Here is a 17,317-nt window from a genome sequence, read left to right on the forward strand (position 1 = left end):
TCGAAGTATAGTTCCGTGTTCCTGGTCTGCATCTGAGATCCGCATACCTTACCGCTTGCAAGTCCGGACGCACGTCTGGACTTTTTTGCAGCCTTTGCCGTATGACGTTCCGGATGAAGGAAGGGGATGGACCGCTTGAATACGTCGCCGCAGCCGCTTGTATCCGGCAGGTACCGGTTTTTATTCGAGAACAAGTTTTTTTTGAATCCGAAGCACTACGAGCTGATTACGTTATTTCAGATCAGCGATCTCAGCTGCAATTCCGGTTTTGTGCTGCGCGAGCATAAGCAGATCTGTTATGAGATCACGTATGTCCTGTCCGGCAAAGGATGGTTTGCCACCAACGGCACGAGGTACGACGTAGAAGCGGGCGACATCTATATCAATACGCCGGGGGAACTGCATTCCGGCGGGGCGGACGATAAGCAGCCGTATCGGTATCTGTGCTTCGGTTACCGGTTCAGACAGAAGCCGGGAGCGGAGCATCCGTTTCTGCATATTCAAAAAATGATGGATGCCAAGAATACGCCGCTCCAAAAAGACCGGTTGGACGTGAAAGCTCCGTTCCTGAACGCGCTGCGGGAGTTTCGGACAATGGAGCGGTATTCGCCGATGCTGAGCCAGATGTACCTCGATCAGATCATTGTACTCACGTACCGGAATTTTTTCTCGGACTGGGACAAGACGTACCGGATGGACCTGCGCCCGCGGGAAGGGTTTCAGGAGGCGGTGTACAATGCGATCAGTTATATCGACAACAACCTGTTGACGATCAAAGATTTGACCGACGTTTCCGAAGCGCTCGGGTACAGCTATTCGCATCTGTCGCACATCGTGACCGAGGAGACCGGCATAACGCTGCGCGACTTCTATGCGCAGAAACGACTGCAGAAGGCGATCGAGCTGTTCCGGTCGAGAAACCATTCGATTACCGAAATCGCTTCCATTTTGGGCTACCAGTCGATTCATTCGTTCAGCAGAGCGTTCAAGAAAGCTTCGGGTTTATCGCCGACTGAATATATTCGTTTGCACTGCGTCGATTAAGGGGAAGCGACCGTTTCGCAACATCCGGATCAGACCTGCCATCTTCGCCTCCATCGTCTTTTCCATATCGTCAAGACCGGGATTCCGTTAAGGAGCTCCGGTCTTTTTCGCATTTTGGAAGGAAACGGCCGCCCAACGAACAAATTGCAAAAAATGTACAATAGAACCGCATAACTGAATAAATACACCTCTATGAAAAACACGTATATTGGTTTTGCAAACGCTTTTACTATAGAAGCGAAGGTGAAACGGGCACCGGGCGGGGGACGTATTCCGCAAAGCCGGCACGAACGCCGAACATGGCGCGTTGGGGCGGGCCGCTCGGCTTGCAGCCGTTAGTTCACCGGGCAGCCAGAGTTTATAGGTGAAAAGGAAGGTGTATGTATGAGGAGCAGGCGAATCTGGTGGAACCGCAGTTTGCTTTACGTGTACATGATCTGTTTGCTCGCCGCCGCATTTCCGTCCGCCGCGTATGCTTCGGCCGGTCCGTCTGCCGGAACGGGCAGCCAAGGCACAGGCGATCCGCAGGCTGCGGCGAGCGGCTCTGCCGGGGAGAGCCCAGTCACGGCTTCGGTTTACGAACCGTCCGTAACGGACAGCGTCTACATCGAATCGGCCGGCGGTCTGAGGAAGCAGATCAACATCGTCGACGCTCAGGGCGCGGGCAATTATTTGGCCGTCTTGACGAGCCGTTTCGGAGATAAAACGAACAATACGAGCAAGTACAACGTCGCCGTTCAGGTCGACGAACATTTCCAAGTGACGAAGGTCGCCAACAAAGCGCCGGCGAACGGCGGCTCGCCTGCCTGGCAGGATTCTCCGGATCTGGCCATTCCGGAGGGCGGGTTCGTGCTGCTGGCGTCCGACAGCGATTATGCGACCAAAGGATTCAAGAAATACGCTGCGGAACATTTCAACGTGGGCGATACAGTCAAGCTGATTGTGAACGGGCAATCGGTGAATCTGGCCGAATTCAAAGCATTAACCGAATCGCTGGCTGAGCCGTCGGTCCTGATGCTGGATCAGGATCATATGTTCACCGTAGCCAAAGAAGAAACGAAAACGGTGTTGTCCGGCAAGCTGTCCAACTACCAAAATGACGGCGTATACAAAATTACAATAAACGGCAAGCCGGTGGAGATCCGGGAAGACGGAACGTTCGCCGAAGAGGTCGCGCTCCAGCCGATGACCAACTACATCGACGTCGACCTGTACCGGGGAGAGACGGTCCGCAAAAAAACGCTTGTCACCGTATACCGGTATATGAAGGTGCATCCGGAACGGGAGGTTTATTTGTGGATCGAGCAGTCGACCAATCTGAACAAATATCCGACCTCCGAGTCGATCCGCAAGCTGCTCGTCAAGGCGAAGGCTGCCGGCGTAACCGCCGTGTCGTTTCCCGTCAAGGGCAGCGAAGGCTTTGCCTCGTATTTGAAAAACGATCTGTCGGGTATCCCGCATATCAGCCAAATTACGGAGACGATCAAAGCGGGCGTTCCCGCCGATCTGGATGTGCTGCAGGAATTTATAAGGCACGGACATGAGCTCGGCCTTCGAATCGACGCTGTATTTAATTTGTACGGAGCGGGCTCGGCCAAGGATACCGGGCTGACGAAGGAGCAGTTTGCCGAATTCGAGGAGTGGGTATACCGTCCGGAGGACCAAGGGGCGATTGTCCCGATCAGCCAAAGCAGCTACAAGCCGCTAGTATACTTCATGAACCCGGCTAACGACGCGAATCAGCTGTATCAGATGAAAGTGATGGAAGAGGTTATGCGCCATTATGACGTGGACGGCGTCGTGTTGGACCGGGCCCGGTACGACAACATTTACGCGGACTTCAGCGACATTTCCAAACGGAAGTTCGAAGCTTACCTGGCCCGAAAAGGAAAAACGCTGGAGAAATGGCCGCAAGATATTTTCGAGCATCAGTATGACGACTCCGGCAATTTTGTCAAAACCGTTAACGGGCCGCTGTTCTACGATTGGCTCACCTACCGGTCCGCCGGAGAGAAAGAGATGTTCATCAAATTCCGGTCGAAAATCGATGAAGTGAACCGGGATACCGGCAAACGGATTCCGTTTGCGATCTCGATGGGGTCCTGGTATACGTCCTATTACGAAGTGGGGCAAAACTGGGCGAACCCGAACTTCAAGTACGATCCTCGGCTTGGCTTCCCGCTGGGCAGTCTGTATACGGAGGAGTATGCGAAAACCGGCTTCGGCTCAAAAGATATTTTCGACTATATGATACTCGGCACCTACTATAACACGCCGGCCGCGGTAAAGCGCGGAATTACGCTGATTCATGTGCTGACTCAGGAGGAGTTCCCGGTGTATGCGGGCTTCCAGCTGGAGCAGCTGCCGCAGCCGGAGGATCAGCGGGAATCGTTTCAGGCGGCATTAACGTATACGAACGGCTTGAAGCTGTTCGACCTGTCGCAAGTGAACTGGGACATCCAAAAGGCGGCGCTCGAGAATCGGACGTATGTCAAACCGTTTCAGCTCGGAATCAGCATCCCGGACGGTCTGACGCTGCCAAATGAGCTTATGCCTCATATCGCTAAAGGGTTCATCGAAGGGGAGTATCATAACCAGAACCGGGCTCTGGGCGCGACGGGCGTCTATACCGACGACTTCGGCCAGACGACCGGAACGTCGGGAAGCTACGGCGTGGAAGTGATCGTCGGAGCGGACGGCAAAGTTGCGGAAGTCGTAAACAAAAAGCAGGCGATGGAATGGAAGTGGACCGGCAACAAGCCGAACAACAGCACGATTCCGAAGGGCGGCTTCGTCGTCTCCGCGCTTGATAAAGACGGAGTCCGGACGCTCCGGCAACTGCTGGCCAACAGCTTCAGCGCCGGGGACGATATCCGGGCGGCGATGCTCCGCGGACATCTGGACTATGACAAGCTCGTGACGGATAAGCAAAGGATCGAGCTGAAAGGCTCCGTCGAAGTGCTCGGACCGGGAACCGCCAAGCTGCTGCTGAACGGGGAGGAAGTGTCCTTGACGGACGGCTTGTACGACATCCCGGTAACGCTAGTGCAAGGGAAAAATGAATTCAAGATGGAAGTGCGGATAGACGGCCGAAAGACGAATGAAGTCAGCTTTGAGGTAACGTATACGCCGGGCATTACGCCTCCTGTCGATCCGGAACCGTCCGAGCCTTCGGAGCCATCCGCTCCTCCTTCAACAACACCGGCTCCTGCGCCAAACATCCCGACGCCTCCGGCAACCGGCACCAGTACGGACCTGGGAACGGTGAAGACGGTGACTGATGCGGCGGGACGGCAAGTAAGCAGACTGACCGTCGATGCGGAGAAGCTGGAGAAGGCGGCCGAACGGCTGAAAACCGGCCAGTCGGATGATCCTACGATCCCGGTTCGGATCGAAGGCAGCGCTGATCGGGCGGAAGCGGTTTTTCCCGGGACGGCGATCCTCAAGCTGATGTCCGCCTTGCCGGATGCCGTACTGGCTGTCTCAACAGAGCGGGCGGGCTACCAGCTGCCGATCCGGCTTCTGGACCTGAAGGAAATCGCGGCACAACTCGGCGCCGCTGCCGACCAGTTGGCCGTACACATCACGGCCGAACGGGTAACCGGCTCCGCGCTGGAAGCGATACGCGGCAAGGCGTCGGCGGGCGGACTGACGATTCTCTCCGATGCCTACGACTTCAAGGTTGCGGTGCTGGCCGGAAGCAAGAAACGCGAACTTACAACGTTTACGCAATATGTGTCCCGGACGATTGTCGTACCGGGGGCGGTTGATCCATCCGCCTCGACCGCGGTCGTATATGACGCGGAGACCGGAGCTTTGACGTTCGTCCCGGCACGTTTTGCGGCGCGCGGCGGACAAACCGAAGCGACGATCAAGCGAAGCGGCAACAGCACCTATATGATCGTATCGGCGAAAAGGACGTTCTCCGACCTATCCGGACATTGGGGCCAAGCGGATATCGAGCTGCTCGCCTCCAAGCTGCTCGTGCAAGGGCTGGAAGAAGGCCGCTTCGGTCCGGACGCCAAGCTGAAGCGGGCCGAATTCGCCGCACTGCTCGTCCGTGCTCTGGGACTTGCGGAGAATAAAGCGGGAGCTTCCGCCTATGCCGACGTATCTACTGACGACTGGTATGCGGGCGCTGTAGGCGCGGCAGCGAAGGCGGGGCTTGTGCAGGGCTTCGAAGACGGCACGTTCAAGCCGGATGCGGCGATCAGCCGCCAGGAGATCGCCGTCATGATCGCGAGAAGTTTGCGGGTGGCGGGCCAAACGGCGCCGGCGAATTCCGCGGGAGAAGCGCTGTCCGCATTCAACGACCGGAGCGAGATCGCGGAGTGGGCGCAGAGCGCGGCTGCCGCCGCAGTTCGCGAAGGCATCGTTAACGGCGTAGCGGAAGGGCAGTTCGCCCCGGCGGACGACGTCACGCGCGCGCAAGCTGCAGCTATGCTGAAGCGGATGCTGCAGGCGGTGCAGTTTATTAACTGACGGACGGTGGCGCATCACCGGCCAGAATAAGGTGCGGAAGAAGGCGATTTCTCGTGAATCGCCTTCTTTGGCGTTGGATCGGAGATGCGATCGCCATCATCCGTTATAAAGAATTTTTAATTATAATGAAAATGCCCCTTATTCTATTCGATGGAATTGGGTAAAGTTAACCTTGTACGTGCAGCGTTGCCGAATCAGGGTCTAACGTTCGTGTGGCTGCACCGTGCCTGCGTTCCAAGTTCGAAAATCGAGACGTAACCAATTGCGTCGGATAAGGAGGTGTCCAAATGTTGCAAGTCGCCGTTCGTAGCGGGTGGTCCGTATTTTGGGTGCATCAGGCTACTATCGTATTCCGTTTTGCCGATAACGGGAGACGTCTGTCTTTTTTTGGCGACTGCAGCATTTTGACCCTGTAGTTCGAGTACGTGCACCGGTGTAAGCGCCGGAACGGACTTGGCTTATTCGGCTATGAGAAGCCGCGGGTAAAAGGCTGTATGCCTGAACCTGCGGCTTTTTGGCGTACAAATAAACGAAACTATACGTACGGAGATGATCGGCGATGATGATGTGTTATGCGGAGAAAATAAGCAAAAGGTGGGGAGGGGCGCTCGTATTCGAGCAGCTCTCGCTGGAAATTCAGGACGGGGAGCGGATCGGACTGGTCGGACCGAACGGCTGCGGCAAATCGACGGTGCTGAAGCTGCTGTCTGGCACGGAGCCTCCCGATTCGGGAACGATTCATTATAAAAAAGGGAGCCGGACGGCGATGCTGGCGCAAATCCCGGATTACGGTCCGGACGTAACGGCGCTGGAGGTGCTGGAGCTGGCGTTCGCCGAGCTGCTCCGGCTGAAGCGGAGAATGACGGAGCTGGAAAGCGATATGGCGAGTCCCGATCCGAATGCGATGGAGAAGGCGCTCAAGGAATACGGTACGCTGCAGGACGTTTTTGCCGGAATGGGCGGTTACGAGATGGAGGCGAACCGGTCGCGCGTAGCCGATGGTTTGGGGATCAAGCATCTGCTGCGGATGCCGTTCGACCGTTTGAGCGGGGGCGAGCGGACCAAAGTGTGCCTGGGGCGGATTTTGCTCGAAAGTCCGGATCTGCTGCTGCTGGACGAACCGACGAACCATCTCGATCTGAGCGCGGTCGAATGGCTGGAGACGTATTTGCAGGATTACCGGGGCAGCGTACTGATCGTATCGCATGACCGTTATTTTCTCGACCGCGTCGTGACCAAAGTGTACGATCTGGAGGGCGGCGCCGTAGACATTTATCACGGCAACTACTCGTACTTCGTGGAAGAGAAGGAGCGGCGGCTGCTGCTCGATTTTGCCGCTTTCCAGGAGCAGCAGAAGAAGATCAGGAAGATGGAGGAAGCGATCAAGCGGATGCGGCTATGGGCGGCGCAGGCCGACAATCCGGCGATGTTCAAGCGGGCGGCGGCGATGCAGAAGGCGCTGGACCGGATTAATAAGCTGGATCGTCCTGTGCTCGAGCGTAAGAAGATGGGACTGACGTTCGAGATGAACGACCGCAGCGGCAAAGACGTCGTCCGGCTCGAAGGCGTCAGCAAGTCTTTCGGCAGCAGCGGCGGAACGGCCGAGTTAGCCAATGACGGCGGCGGTCTGGACCGCGGCATCGATCAGCACGAGGGCAGGACGCTGTACGCAAATGTCGATCTGCACGTCCGCTTCGGCGAAGCGGTGGCGATCGTAGGCGATAACGGGAGCGGCAAATCGACCCTGCTCCGCATGATTCTGGGCCAACTGCAGCCGGACAGCGGGACGGTGACGGTAGGAAGCCAGGTGAAAATCGGCTATCTGGCCCAGCACGATTTGTTTCCCGACGAAGAGAAAACGATTGTGGACGCGTTTCGCGACATGGTGATGGTCGAGGAGGGGGAAGCCCGCCATCTGCTCGCCAAATTTTTGTTTTACGGCGCGTCGGTGTACCGCAAAGTAAACTCCCTAAGCGGCGGCGAGCGGATGCGTCTTAGGCTGGCGCAGCTGATGCATCAGGAACTGAACGCACTCGTGCTGGACGAACCGACCAACCATCTCGATATCGATGCCCGCGAAGCGCTGGAAGATACGCTGGCCGCATTCCCCGGCACGCTAATCTGCGTATCGCATGACCGGTATTTGCTGAACAAGCTGTTTCCGGTCACATATTGGCTGGAAGACGGTGCGCTTACCCGTTATGAAGGCGGATATAACGACGCGAAGCGAAAACGCGGGGAGTTGCGATCCGGGAGACAAGCGGCGGCGCTAGCAAGTAAAGACGGCAAAACTCCGGCGGCTGCCGGGAAAAACGGCGGAGGAAGAGAGGAGAGCCGGAGCGGCGGGAGAAGATCCGCGGACGATCACGGGAAGCTTCTTGCCGATCTGGAAGCCGATATTGCATCGATGGAGCGCATGCTGGCCGTGCTGGACGAGGCGATGATGGCCGAGGCGGACCCGAAAAAGCTGGCGGAGCTTCACGGAGAGAAGCAACTGCTGGAGGCGGAACGGGAGTTGCTGTATCAGCGGCTCGAGCAGGCGGAGAGTTAGGGACGACACGCCAGTAGGAACGTACAAACTAAATGCGCTCAGGACGAACGATCGCCCTCTCTTGGCAATAGCGGCCAAGAAAAGGGCGATTTGTGCAAAATCAACATAGGGCGTCGGACGAGCGGTCTGCGGGGGCTCCGCCGTAAAGATCCACAACAAGGTAACGGAGCGGAACTCATTTCTTTTGGCCGTTTCCATAAAGACGATTACAAGGACGCTGAGTTTTTCCTGCCCGCTCCAGCTTTACTTTTTGTCCGCGAATTCCTGGTCCAGCAGCTTCTGCACCTGATCCTGAATCGTTTGCAGGCCTTCCGTTACGTTTCTTCGCCCATAGATCATATTGTTGAATTCTTGAGTTGCAATCGCCGCAATCTCCATACTCGTTTGTACGGAAACAGGTGACCGGGAGGGGTTTTGCAGCGGTTTGCGCGAGTAGAAGGCTTCTAGGTGGTACCCGTCCCTGGTTTTACTTGCGTCTGTGCGGATCGATAAAACTCGCGGTTTCGTTTTCTCCAATTCAGCTGCCATCTCCGGCCCAATCAAAAATTTAATAAACTGCCAGGCGGTTTTCGTATTCGGGGAGGACGAAACAATACCGAATAGGTCACCTACTTGCACATGGATGGACTGGCCCGGTTTTTGCGGGTTTATGGGATCGGTGACTATGCTGAGCGGAAATGCGGGAAATTCGGGAACGCCGGAAGCGATCTGCTTCTGGGTTCCGATCAAGCTTGGATTGTCAATTCGCATGGCCGCTTCGCCTGCAGCGAACTTATTCCGGAGCAAGGTGTGCTCTTTTATTTTCAGTCCGCTCGGGATATTTTCGGGAGGAACATATACAGCTCCATTTCGGACTGCATCAATGAACTCGTTGGTCGCTCTCTTATTCGCTTCCAAAGTATATTGAGCTTTACGCCCGTCGCTGCTTCTGGATTCCGCCCCCGTTCCCGCAATATAATTGGACATCAAGGTGTTGGGGGTTCCGAAATACTCCAATCCGTACAACTGCTTCCCGTCCTCCACCCGGGCAACCCGCTCTGCCAGCTGAAGGACGCTGCGCCAGCTCATATCGCTCGTCGGGTACGGAATGTTCAGCCGGTCAAATATCGCTTTGTTGTAGTAAAGAGCAGCGGTTTGGAAGCTTGGGGACAAAGCTACAAGCGATGATCCGCCGCCATAATTCACCCGGATCGCTTCCAGGGCTGTTGACGAAAACTGGTTCTGTTCCATCTGATCCTGCTTCATAAGTTGTTCCAGATCGAGCAGTTTCCCGGATGGGCTTAGATCACTAAGCAGCGAAGCGGAAACGATATCCGGCTTTTGGTCCATAAGCACCGACGATTCCACAGGAGTCATTTTCCCGCCATTTGATACGAGGGCGGGGATGATTTGAATATCGATATCGGGATGATGCTTTTTGAAGAAATTGCCGTAATCCGTCTTAAATTGGTCCTCGGTGAAATAGACGATCTTTAAGCTTCCCCTTTCGCTTTCGGCTGGAGGCGGCTGTGCCGGCGGAGCGACAACCGGACTGCTCTTGCAGCCGGCAAGCAGCAGCAGAGCGGCGGCCATTCCGGCCGTCAACGCGAGAAACCGTTTATTTCTCAATAACAACACCCCTTCACATTGGATTAATCGGTTGCTTTCGGCATCTATGTACATGAAAAAGCAGCAATTCAATGCACTGCCCATAAATGGAACATATAACCAATTATAACGGATTCTATTGTTTTTGTTAATGAAAAAAGGCTGTTTTATCGCTTGGCTTGAAACGCAGGCGAGCCGCATCCTGACAAGGCGCGGCTGTGTGGCTTTCGTATGGAGAGGCTGATGACAGTCGACGGTGAACGTGCTTACGGATTACGTCTTCGTGAATCGAGGGAACACTTTCAAGAAAAGTAACTTTTCCTGAAATTCGCCGGCGACACGCCCACGTACTTCTTGAACAGCCGGGAAAAATAAAACATATCGCCGTATCCGAGCATATCCGCGATCTCCTTGATCGTACGTTCCGTATTCAGCAACATATTTTTCGCTTCGGCCATTTTTAAACGGTGCACGTATTCGTTTAAAGGGTAGCCGGAATATTTTCTCACGTTCCGTTTCAAGGTCGAAAACGAAATATGATGCTTCTCGCACAGTTCTCTGGTATTAAAGGGACGGTATAAGGAAGCGGCGATGTCGTCCATCAATTGGATGATTTCTTCGTTTTTATCGGCTCCCGGAGAAGTACGGGCATTCACCATAAACTCGAACAGCAAAGCTTCCAGTAGCAGCGCAGCCCGGTCCGCGTTGATCGGAACGCCGCTCTCCATCAGCATAAAGATCCGCTCGATTTTGCTTTGCAGCGAATCGTCGAATTCGAGCGTCTTGACCGTCCCCGGCTCCAGAAGCCACGTATCCAGCCATTCCCGAATCCGCGGGCCCTGGATAGTAAAAAAATATTCGTCCCAGCAGCCGCCCGGTTCCGGCCCGAAGTGAAAGACCGCATCCGGATAAAACAAAAACAAGCTGTTTTTCGCCACCGGCTGCTTCTCTCCGTCATTTACCCGATAAGAACCCGATCCCCCGGCGATGAAGACGACCGCCCATTTATCGACAAAGCGGGCGTTGTGTCTAAAAAATGTTCTGCCGGGCAAGTGCCCTACGTCGAGAATGGTCAGCGATTTATGGCTCAATTTGCTTTTATCCACTTTCAAATCGATAATCCGCATCGGCTTCAAACTGATCCTATAGTCCATATATCTTGTCATGGCTTCCATTCCTTCTTTGCTCGGCAGGTGCTACTTTAAATATACAGCCTGCAGCTTATGCTGCATAGCCGGAACATATCGTATGTTTAGAACGTTGTTCTGAATTTTGCATCAACAGAAAACTGAAGGGGGAAACAAACATGAAGGGAAACAAGATTTCCGTTTTGGCCATGACAATTGTATGCGCTTTACTTAGTGCCTCGTGCTCAAGCGGCAAGCAGCCGGCCGCGAACGGCGCCGATTCCGGCGGCAAAGTCGCCGAGTTGCAGCCGGTAACATTAACCTTTTACACCCGTACCGTGCTGGACGACTTCGAGTTGTATGTGAACCGGTTCGTACAGAAAAAGTTCCCGCACGTGACATTAAAAGTGGTCGAAAACAAGCAGGGAACACGGATCGAGGAACTGGTGGCGGCAGGCGATATCCCCGACATCATCTGGGAAGGCTTGACGAACATCGGAACACTGGTCGATCTGAAGGTGCCGGCTGACCTAACGCCGCTCGCACAAAGGTACGGTTTCAAGTTCGACAAGTATGATCCGAAGATGCTGGATACGATCAAGTCGTACGCGCCCAAGAGCGAAATCTACTACCTTCCGTATAACGTTTTAGCTTTTGCCCTGCATTACAACAAAGACATTTTCGACAAGTTCGGCGTTCCTTACCCGAAGGAAAATATGACGTGGAACGAAGCGATTGAGCTGGGGAAGAAGCTGAACCGCAGCGATGGCGGACTTACCTATGTCGGGCTGCGCCCTCCGCTCGATATAAACCGGATGCAGAGCCAGCTGTCTCTCGCCTATGTGGACCCGGCAACCGAGAAAGCGGTCGTGCACACGGATAAGTGGAAAAAGCTGTTCGAGACGTTCAAGTCCACGTACGGAACGCCGGGGCAGCCGGTTGTCAAATCGTTCTTCGAAGCGCGCGATGAGTTTCTGAACAAGCGGACTGTGGCGATGCTGCCGGATATTTTACTGCTGCAAAACTCCGAGATGCCGAAGCTGGAGAGTGACGGGTTCAGATGGGATTTCGTTACGTATCCGTCCTTCGAAGACAAGCCGGGGATCGGTCCGGGCGTTTTCTCCGACGGGTTCGTGATCCCGAACGGCAGCAAAAATCAGGACCTGGCTTTCCAAATCGCCGCGTATTTGAGTACGGATCCGGAAGTACAGATGGAGGCCGGTAAAAATGGGCGCTTGACGGCCACGAACGACAAAAAGCTGCTGGAGCAGGCGTTTGACAACAATCCGGCGGCGAAAGGGAAAAACGTGAAAAGCGTCGTCAGCCAAAACTACCCGGAGCCTTATGCGACTTCGTCGTACCATACGGCTGCGCGAGCCATTGTGAACGGCCGTCTGCTCGACTACGTGAACGGCAAAAGCGATGTCAACACGCTGCTTCAGCAAGCGGAGGAGCAAGTGAACAAAAAAGTCGGAGAAATGAAGGCAGCGAAGTAACACGAAGCTGCGGGGAAAACCGCGCGCTCAGCATCCCGGTTTCAGTAACGCGCTGCGTGGCGGCACTCGGTCCACTGCATGAACGGACGTGATCGCCTGCAGCATACCAATAACGGCGGCAATGCCGTCGAATGGAGGATGACATGGATGGAAAACGATCATGAAGCCCGTGAAAAACGGCCTGAATCGGAATTAATGCCGGACGACTACAGAAGCCGCGGCGAGGAGACGGCGAAGCCGCACAAGCGGATCACCCGGCGAACGATGCTTGCTTCTCTCGGCATTACAAGCGCCGTCCTGGCAGCGGGCGGACTGAACCGGCTCGGAGGCCCCGGTACCGTCTCGGCGCAGTGGAGCGTGTACGGCAGTGGTAACGACAGCGTCGACAAGAACGGCAAGACGAAGCCGAAAGAGCTGATGGCGCTCGATTATTGTATAGCCGTGACCCTAGCCGGGCTGCGAGCAATGACCGATCCGGATCCGTCGTGGATTTATTACGTGACGGATGCGGGACAGGAAGGTCCCTTTTATTACGAGGCTGGGGATCTGACATCACCCGACAACAACGCGGGAACCGTGCTGGTCGGCGCGACGGGAGCGCGCTTTAAGCGGATTGTGCAGGGCGAGGTTAACGTCCGCTGGTTCGGAGCGAAGGGAGACGGGCTAACGGATGATACGGCCAAGGTCCAGGCTGCGCTCGATACCGGGCTTGGCGTATACATTCCCGAAGGCCGTTACCGGATCAGCTCCACTCTGATTATGCGGACTCCGGGGCAGCAGCTGCGCGGAGCGACCAAGCAGGGAGCGGCGATCTTCAACGATTCTACGGACGCCAGACTGCTCTCAGTGGGAGACCCGGCCGTCAATCAGAATGGTATGGCGCCTTATAGCAGCATCAGGGATCTCGGGTTTGAGGGAAATGCTTCGACCGTCGCCGGAATTACGCTGTTCGGGAAACTGTCGGCGAACGCTACATGGAAGGACGCATCCAAAAATGTTTCCTTGTCGAACTTGGTTATTAACCATGTCGGGGCGGGGACGGCTCTTGAAGTATTTACATGGTCCAATACGATAACGGGACTGACCTTGTATACGGGAAACAAGGCAGGTATCGTTACGATGTGGGAGAGCAATGCCAACAACTGGTCCCACCTGTACATTACAGGCTGTGCGCAGGAGTCGATTGTCGTTGGAGGTCAAGGGGTTACCCGCGGCAATTCCTTTACGAGCGTAGTCGTCCAGCAATCGGGAGGGCCGGCCGGAGCGATCGATATTCGCCAAGCGGAAAACGTGCTGCTGCAGGGCTTATATTCGGAAGCCAACAACCGTAAAGGAGCTCCGTGCGTCGTCAACGTGCAGGATTCGGCCAGCGCGGTGTCCGTCCGGAACGTCAATCATCTGGGCGGCGGGGCGATCGTTGTACGCAATGCGGGAACGGGAACGATTATCGAAAACGTCGTTTCCTCAAACCTTACCGGCGCAATCGTTCAGGTTACCGGGACCAAGGCGGTGACTTTTACATCCGATGTGCGTTATATGGATGGCGTCGTGCCGAGGGGAGCGGTGTACGCCGATTTGTCTGCGAACAAGCAAAGCTTGTTTTTCGACGGCCGCAAGCTTACGGCAGCGGAAATCATCATTGAAGGACATCTGCGTCCGTCGGATGATAATGTCCGGAATTTGGGCAGCAGCACGAACAGATGGGCGGCCGTCTACTCCTCGACCGGGGTCGTTACGACTTCGGACGGCAAGCTGAAGACCGACATTAGCGACGAAACGCTCGGACTCGACTTCGTCGACAAGTGGCGGCCTCGGGTATACAAACGAAGCGATAACGGAGATACTCAGCTTCTCCATCACGGTTTTATCGCCCAAGAGTTCAAGGCGGTTCTGGACGAGTTCGGAGTGGAGCATGCCGCCTACGTGGAGGAGCCGCTTACAGATGAGGCGGGGCGCGATACAGGCTCCGTCCGCTGCGGGCTTCGTTACGAGCAGTTAATCGCTCATTTGACGCTGGCTGTCCAGCAATTGGCGCAGCAGGTTCGGGAGCTGAAAGCCGGTCAGTCGTAGCCGGCGCCGGCGGATTCTTCGCGAGCTTCGAGCTTCAGAAGGGTCCGCAGGGCCAGCGATGACAATCTGTTGACGATTGCAGCTCGATTGCATCACGCTTGCGTCGGAGAGCGATTGTCTGAGCTTGAATCGGGCGAGCTTTAGATTTCGCTGCTGTACACAATCGATTCAATCCGCTCCACGCTGAGATGGAACATCTCCGCAAGCTGCTCCATGTTCATTCCGCTCCGGTACCGGCGCACGATGTCCCGGTTTCGCTCCCGCAGCTGCTCCCGGCTCCCGGTGGCGGAGCCCCAAGCTTTCCGCTCCGTACAGGGGATGTACAGATGTTTGCCCTGCACGTACTTTTGTATTTCCTCCACAAGGTGAGGGGGGAGCACTTCTTTGGCGTTTACGTATTTCTTGGGGTGGTTCATACGTTCCGGCACATCCGGTTTTGAACTTCGGGAGAACCTTGGAAATCAAATCCTTCCGCGAACAGCTCGATCAAACAGTCGAAATCGCGGGAGGACACCCGGGCGCTGGCGAAAATAACGTCCAGCTGCTTCATTGAAGCGAGTACCGCTTGAATAAAGCGCCGCTTTTGCGGACGAGGCAGACGGTACTCCGGCCGGAAATGAAACCCGACACTCCATGCGCCGAGCCCGTCATACGTTTTGCCGTCCTTTCGTTTGTCCTTAAACCGGCTCACGCGGTAGTAAGCGATCCCGAGAATCTCGCCGTTATCCGGTTGTTTCAGCGTCAGATACACTTGGTCCGGCGATGGCTTCTCGTAGTTCTCCGTATATTCGTCCGCCAAATACTCCTCGTTATCTTCGAGCAGCATCCGGGCGATATCTCCGATCTCCGACTCGGCTGCCGGGCCAATCCCCGTCGTATCCAGTTTCTCCGGAACCGACCATTTGTCTACTTCCATCTTGATCAGCGTATGGTAAAACGGATCGGCCAAAAAGCCGTACCGTTCCCAAAACGTAATCTCCTCGTTGCGGATATGACCCGGCTCAAGCGAGATGAAACGCCCGATTCGGGAGCCTCCCTGCCGCCGGACCGACTCGATGCACAAATCCAGCAGCGGGGGCAGCTCCTGCTCGTCTACAGGATCGAAGCCGACGGACAGCAGTCCGTTTCTGGATTGCTCCGACAGGTACACCCCGGCGAATGCGACGATTTGCCCGTTTCTTGTAGATACGAAAGCTTTTTTGGCGGGAGCTGCTTCGGAATCTTCCCCGAAATAGACGCTTTTTAAGTAGTCCGCATTCGGGGCGCAGCGGATCACCGTCTTTTTGCGCATACGGCTTACAGAAAGGCCCATTAGCTCACTGATGCGGCTGAAGTCGTCTGTTTCTTGCAGCTCTCTAATGTGTCCGGTGGACATGTTTCTTCACCTCCGTTAGATTGCAGTTGCCCTGAAAACAAGTAAATGCTTGGTTTGGCGGCGTTGGCTTCGGCTGACGAATGAGCGGTTGTTCGTCTGAGTAGTGAAGCAGGGCGTCTACAAATCTAATTTTGGATCATTTTACCATCAGGTTCAACATTGAGAATAAGTAAAAACGTTGGAGAGCAGGGAGGGCAGGGGGCAGGGAGAGGCAGGGAGCGGCAAGGAAGCGAGGGAAGCAGGAGGGACGACAGTATAGGGAGCGATCGCCGGAGTAACCGGAGCGACTAGAATGCTGGAATAGCTGGAATAGCTGGGATGGCTAAAAAGGATAGAATGACTAGAATGGCTGGAGTGCTGGGAGTACTGGAATGGCTGGAATAGCTGGAATAGCTGGAGTGATTGAAGTGGCTAGAATGGCTAGAATGGCTGGGTTTGCTGGAACGTAAACTGAGTAATTAGAAAGACTGGGGCCAAACGTTCAAACAGCAGCCCAGCCGTATAAGGGAGTAGCGGGAAGCGGACGCGCCGAAGCCAAGGCATGTACATCGGCTTAGAGGAAGTTTCATTTCCTTTATTGGAGTAAATGGCTCCCAAAAATGAAATACCGGAAGTTTCGTTTCCGTTATTCCGGTGTAAAACTCCCGATTGCGCACAGAAGACGCGAATAACGGAAGCAAAGCTTCCGCTATCACCCTAAAAAGCGCATCTATGGCGAAATAACGGAAGTGTTTCTTCCTTTATCCTTGCGCCCCTATCCTTGTTGCCCCGAAATCCTTTGACCGCACCCCGGCATCATTGACTGCTCCCTGAAATGCCTTATCTGCATTCCGGCATCACGACTGCTCCTTGAAATCCCTTACCTGTAACCTGATAGTCTCGACCGCAGTCTGACACATGAGAATAATCGACCGACCGACCCTGAGGTTCACCACCTGCAGGCATGACCGCCCATCGTATCGCAGGGGGAATCAGCAGGCCTCCCGCATTCCCATCCTCTGTTCCGTTGGCCCGAATTCGAATGTATGGATTATTTCTCCATACGCTACGACTCTTCTTTAACCTCCATAATCGGCAAATAACAGGTTACCGAAGTAGACCGATCAAGATCCGCTCCGTCTGCCGCCGCTCCGGGCAGATACTCGGCAAACCATGGCCTGCTGTCGTCGAAGGCGTAGTTCCGTTCGTATACAGCCACCGGTGAATCAGGTCCAGCACGCCGGTCAGCAGGCCGTATGCCCCTGTGGTCAGACTAACGTACAGACCGCCGGCCAACAGCCGCGGACGGATGGTGCTGATCCCGCTAACCTCGCCAACCTCAGCCGGCGCTCTATGTCCGGCCGGAACCGATACGGCTAGTTCGAACCAATAATCGTCATCCGGATCGGTACCGTAGCTGTACGTCATGAACAGCTTCATTTCCGACCGTTCGGCCGGGATATGACGGACGATTGTCCGCCGGCAAAACGCCGGAAAGTTTGCTGCTTAACAATGTCAATCACCCGAACGATTATGGTCATCTGCTGTATGCCCGAGCTCTGGAACGGTTAATACCGGGTGAGTCTGATCTTAGCTAGTACCCAGG

At 55.1% G+C, this 17,317-nt stretch carries 10 protein-coding genes; 5 read left to right on the forward strand and 5 right to left on the reverse strand.

Annotated features, from left to right (window positions below; translation table 11 throughout):
* Positions 1-126 precede the first annotated feature (126 nt).
* The 3 genes from AC3Y2E_RS00470 to abc-f all read left to right on the forward strand — a co-directional run bounded on the left by AC3Y2E_RS00470 (position 127) and on the right by abc-f (position 8,077).
* Complete coding sequence (locus AC3Y2E_RS00470; RefSeq protein ID WP_379206015.1) at positions 127-1,044, forward strand: AraC family transcriptional regulator; 918 nt, start codon at positions 127-129, stop codon at positions 1,042-1,044.
* A 384-nt stretch (positions 1,045-1,428) separates the two neighbouring features.
* The gene (locus tag AC3Y2E_RS00475) at positions 1,429-5,526 is read left to right on the forward strand and encodes an S-layer homology domain-containing protein (protein ID WP_379206017.1); all 4,098 of its coding nucleotides are present in this window, start codon (positions 1,429-1,431) and stop codon (positions 5,524-5,526) included.
* Between the two features lie 559 nt (positions 5,527-6,085).
* Positions 6,086-8,077, forward strand: coding sequence for a ribosomal protection-like ABC-F family protein (gene abc-f, locus AC3Y2E_RS00480; protein ID WP_379206019.1), 1,992 nt, complete (start codon positions 6,086-6,088; stop codon positions 8,075-8,077).
* A gap of 243 nt (positions 8,078-8,320) precedes the next feature.
* Here abc-f and AC3Y2E_RS00485 read toward each other — a convergent pair whose 3' ends face one another.
* On the reverse strand, positions 8,321-9,685 hold the full coding sequence (locus tag AC3Y2E_RS00485) for an ABC transporter substrate-binding protein (protein WP_379206021.1): 1,365 nt from the start codon (positions 9,683-9,685) through the stop codon (positions 8,321-8,323).
* A gap of 281 nt (positions 9,686-9,966) precedes the next feature.
* A complete protein-coding gene (locus AC3Y2E_RS00490) occupies positions 9,967-10,830 on the reverse strand; it encodes an AraC family transcriptional regulator (RefSeq protein WP_379206023.1) in 864 nt (287 codons plus the stop codon).
* 140 nt (positions 10,831-10,970) lie between these two features.
* Between AC3Y2E_RS00490 and AC3Y2E_RS00495 the strand changes: the two genes are divergently transcribed.
* Positions 10,971-12,287: an ABC transporter substrate-binding protein gene (locus AC3Y2E_RS00495; RefSeq protein ID WP_379206026.1), complete on the forward strand. Its 1,317-nt coding sequence runs from the start codon at positions 10,971-10,973 to the stop codon at positions 12,285-12,287.
* A 147-nt stretch (positions 12,288-12,434) separates the two neighbouring features.
* Positions 12,435-14,357 carry a glycosyl hydrolase family 28-related protein gene (locus AC3Y2E_RS00500; RefSeq protein WP_379206028.1) on the forward strand — a complete coding sequence of 641 codons (1,923 nt, stop codon included), beginning with the start codon at positions 12,435-12,437 and terminating at the stop codon, positions 14,355-14,357.
* Between the two features lie 140 nt (positions 14,358-14,497).
* Here AC3Y2E_RS00500 and AC3Y2E_RS00505 read toward each other — a convergent pair whose 3' ends face one another.
* The 3 genes from AC3Y2E_RS00505 to AC3Y2E_RS00515 form a co-directional block, all read right to left on the reverse strand.
* Positions 14,498-14,773, reverse strand: a complete 276-nt coding sequence (locus AC3Y2E_RS00505) for a CD3324 family protein (protein ID WP_379206030.1) — start codon at positions 14,771-14,773, stop codon at positions 14,498-14,500.
* On the reverse strand, positions 14,770-15,732 hold the full coding sequence (locus AC3Y2E_RS00510; RefSeq protein WP_379206032.1) for a hypothetical protein: 963 nt from the start codon (positions 15,730-15,732) through the stop codon (positions 14,770-14,772). Before AC3Y2E_RS00510 ends, AC3Y2E_RS00505 begins: the two co-directional genes overlap by 4 nt.
* 1,086 nt (positions 15,733-16,818) lie before the next feature.
* On the reverse strand, positions 16,819-17,151 hold the full coding sequence (locus AC3Y2E_RS00515) for a hypothetical protein (protein ID WP_379206034.1): 333 nt from the start codon (positions 17,149-17,151) through the stop codon (positions 16,819-16,821).
* Positions 17,152-17,317: the final 166 nt, after the last annotated feature.

It is taken from the genome of Paenibacillus sp. MAH-35 (assembly GCF_058135425.1).

Coding starts and splice junctions, on each gene's coding strand:
- AC3Y2E_RS00500 (WP_379206028.1), top strand. CDS start 12,435: ATGGAAAACGATCATGAAGCCCGTGAAAAACGGCCTGAATCGGAATTA.
- abc-f (WP_379206019.1), top strand. CDS start 6,086: ATGATGATGTGTTATGCGGAGAAAATAAGCAAAAGGTGGGGAGGGGCG.
- AC3Y2E_RS00470 (WP_379206015.1), top strand. CDS start 127: ATGGACCGCTTGAATACGTCGCCGCAGCCGCTTGTATCCGGCAGGTAC.
- AC3Y2E_RS00515 (WP_379206034.1), bottom strand. CDS start 17,151: ATGAAGCTGTTCATGACGTACAGCTACGGTACCGATCCGGATGACGAT.
- AC3Y2E_RS00495 (WP_379206026.1), top strand. CDS start 10,971: ATGAAGGGAAACAAGATTTCCGTTTTGGCCATGACAATTGTATGCGCT.
- AC3Y2E_RS00490 (WP_379206023.1), bottom strand. CDS start 10,830: ATGACAAGATATATGGACTATAGGATCAGTTTGAAGCCGATGCGGATT.
- AC3Y2E_RS00475 (WP_379206017.1), top strand. CDS start 1,429: ATGAGGAGCAGGCGAATCTGGTGGAACCGCAGTTTGCTTTACGTGTAC.
- AC3Y2E_RS00505 (WP_379206030.1), bottom strand. CDS start 14,773: ATGAACCACCCCAAGAAATACGTAAACGCCAAAGAAGTGCTCCCCCCT.
- AC3Y2E_RS00510 (WP_379206032.1), bottom strand. CDS start 15,732: ATGTCCACCGGACACATTAGAGAGCTGCAAGAAACAGACGACTTCAGC.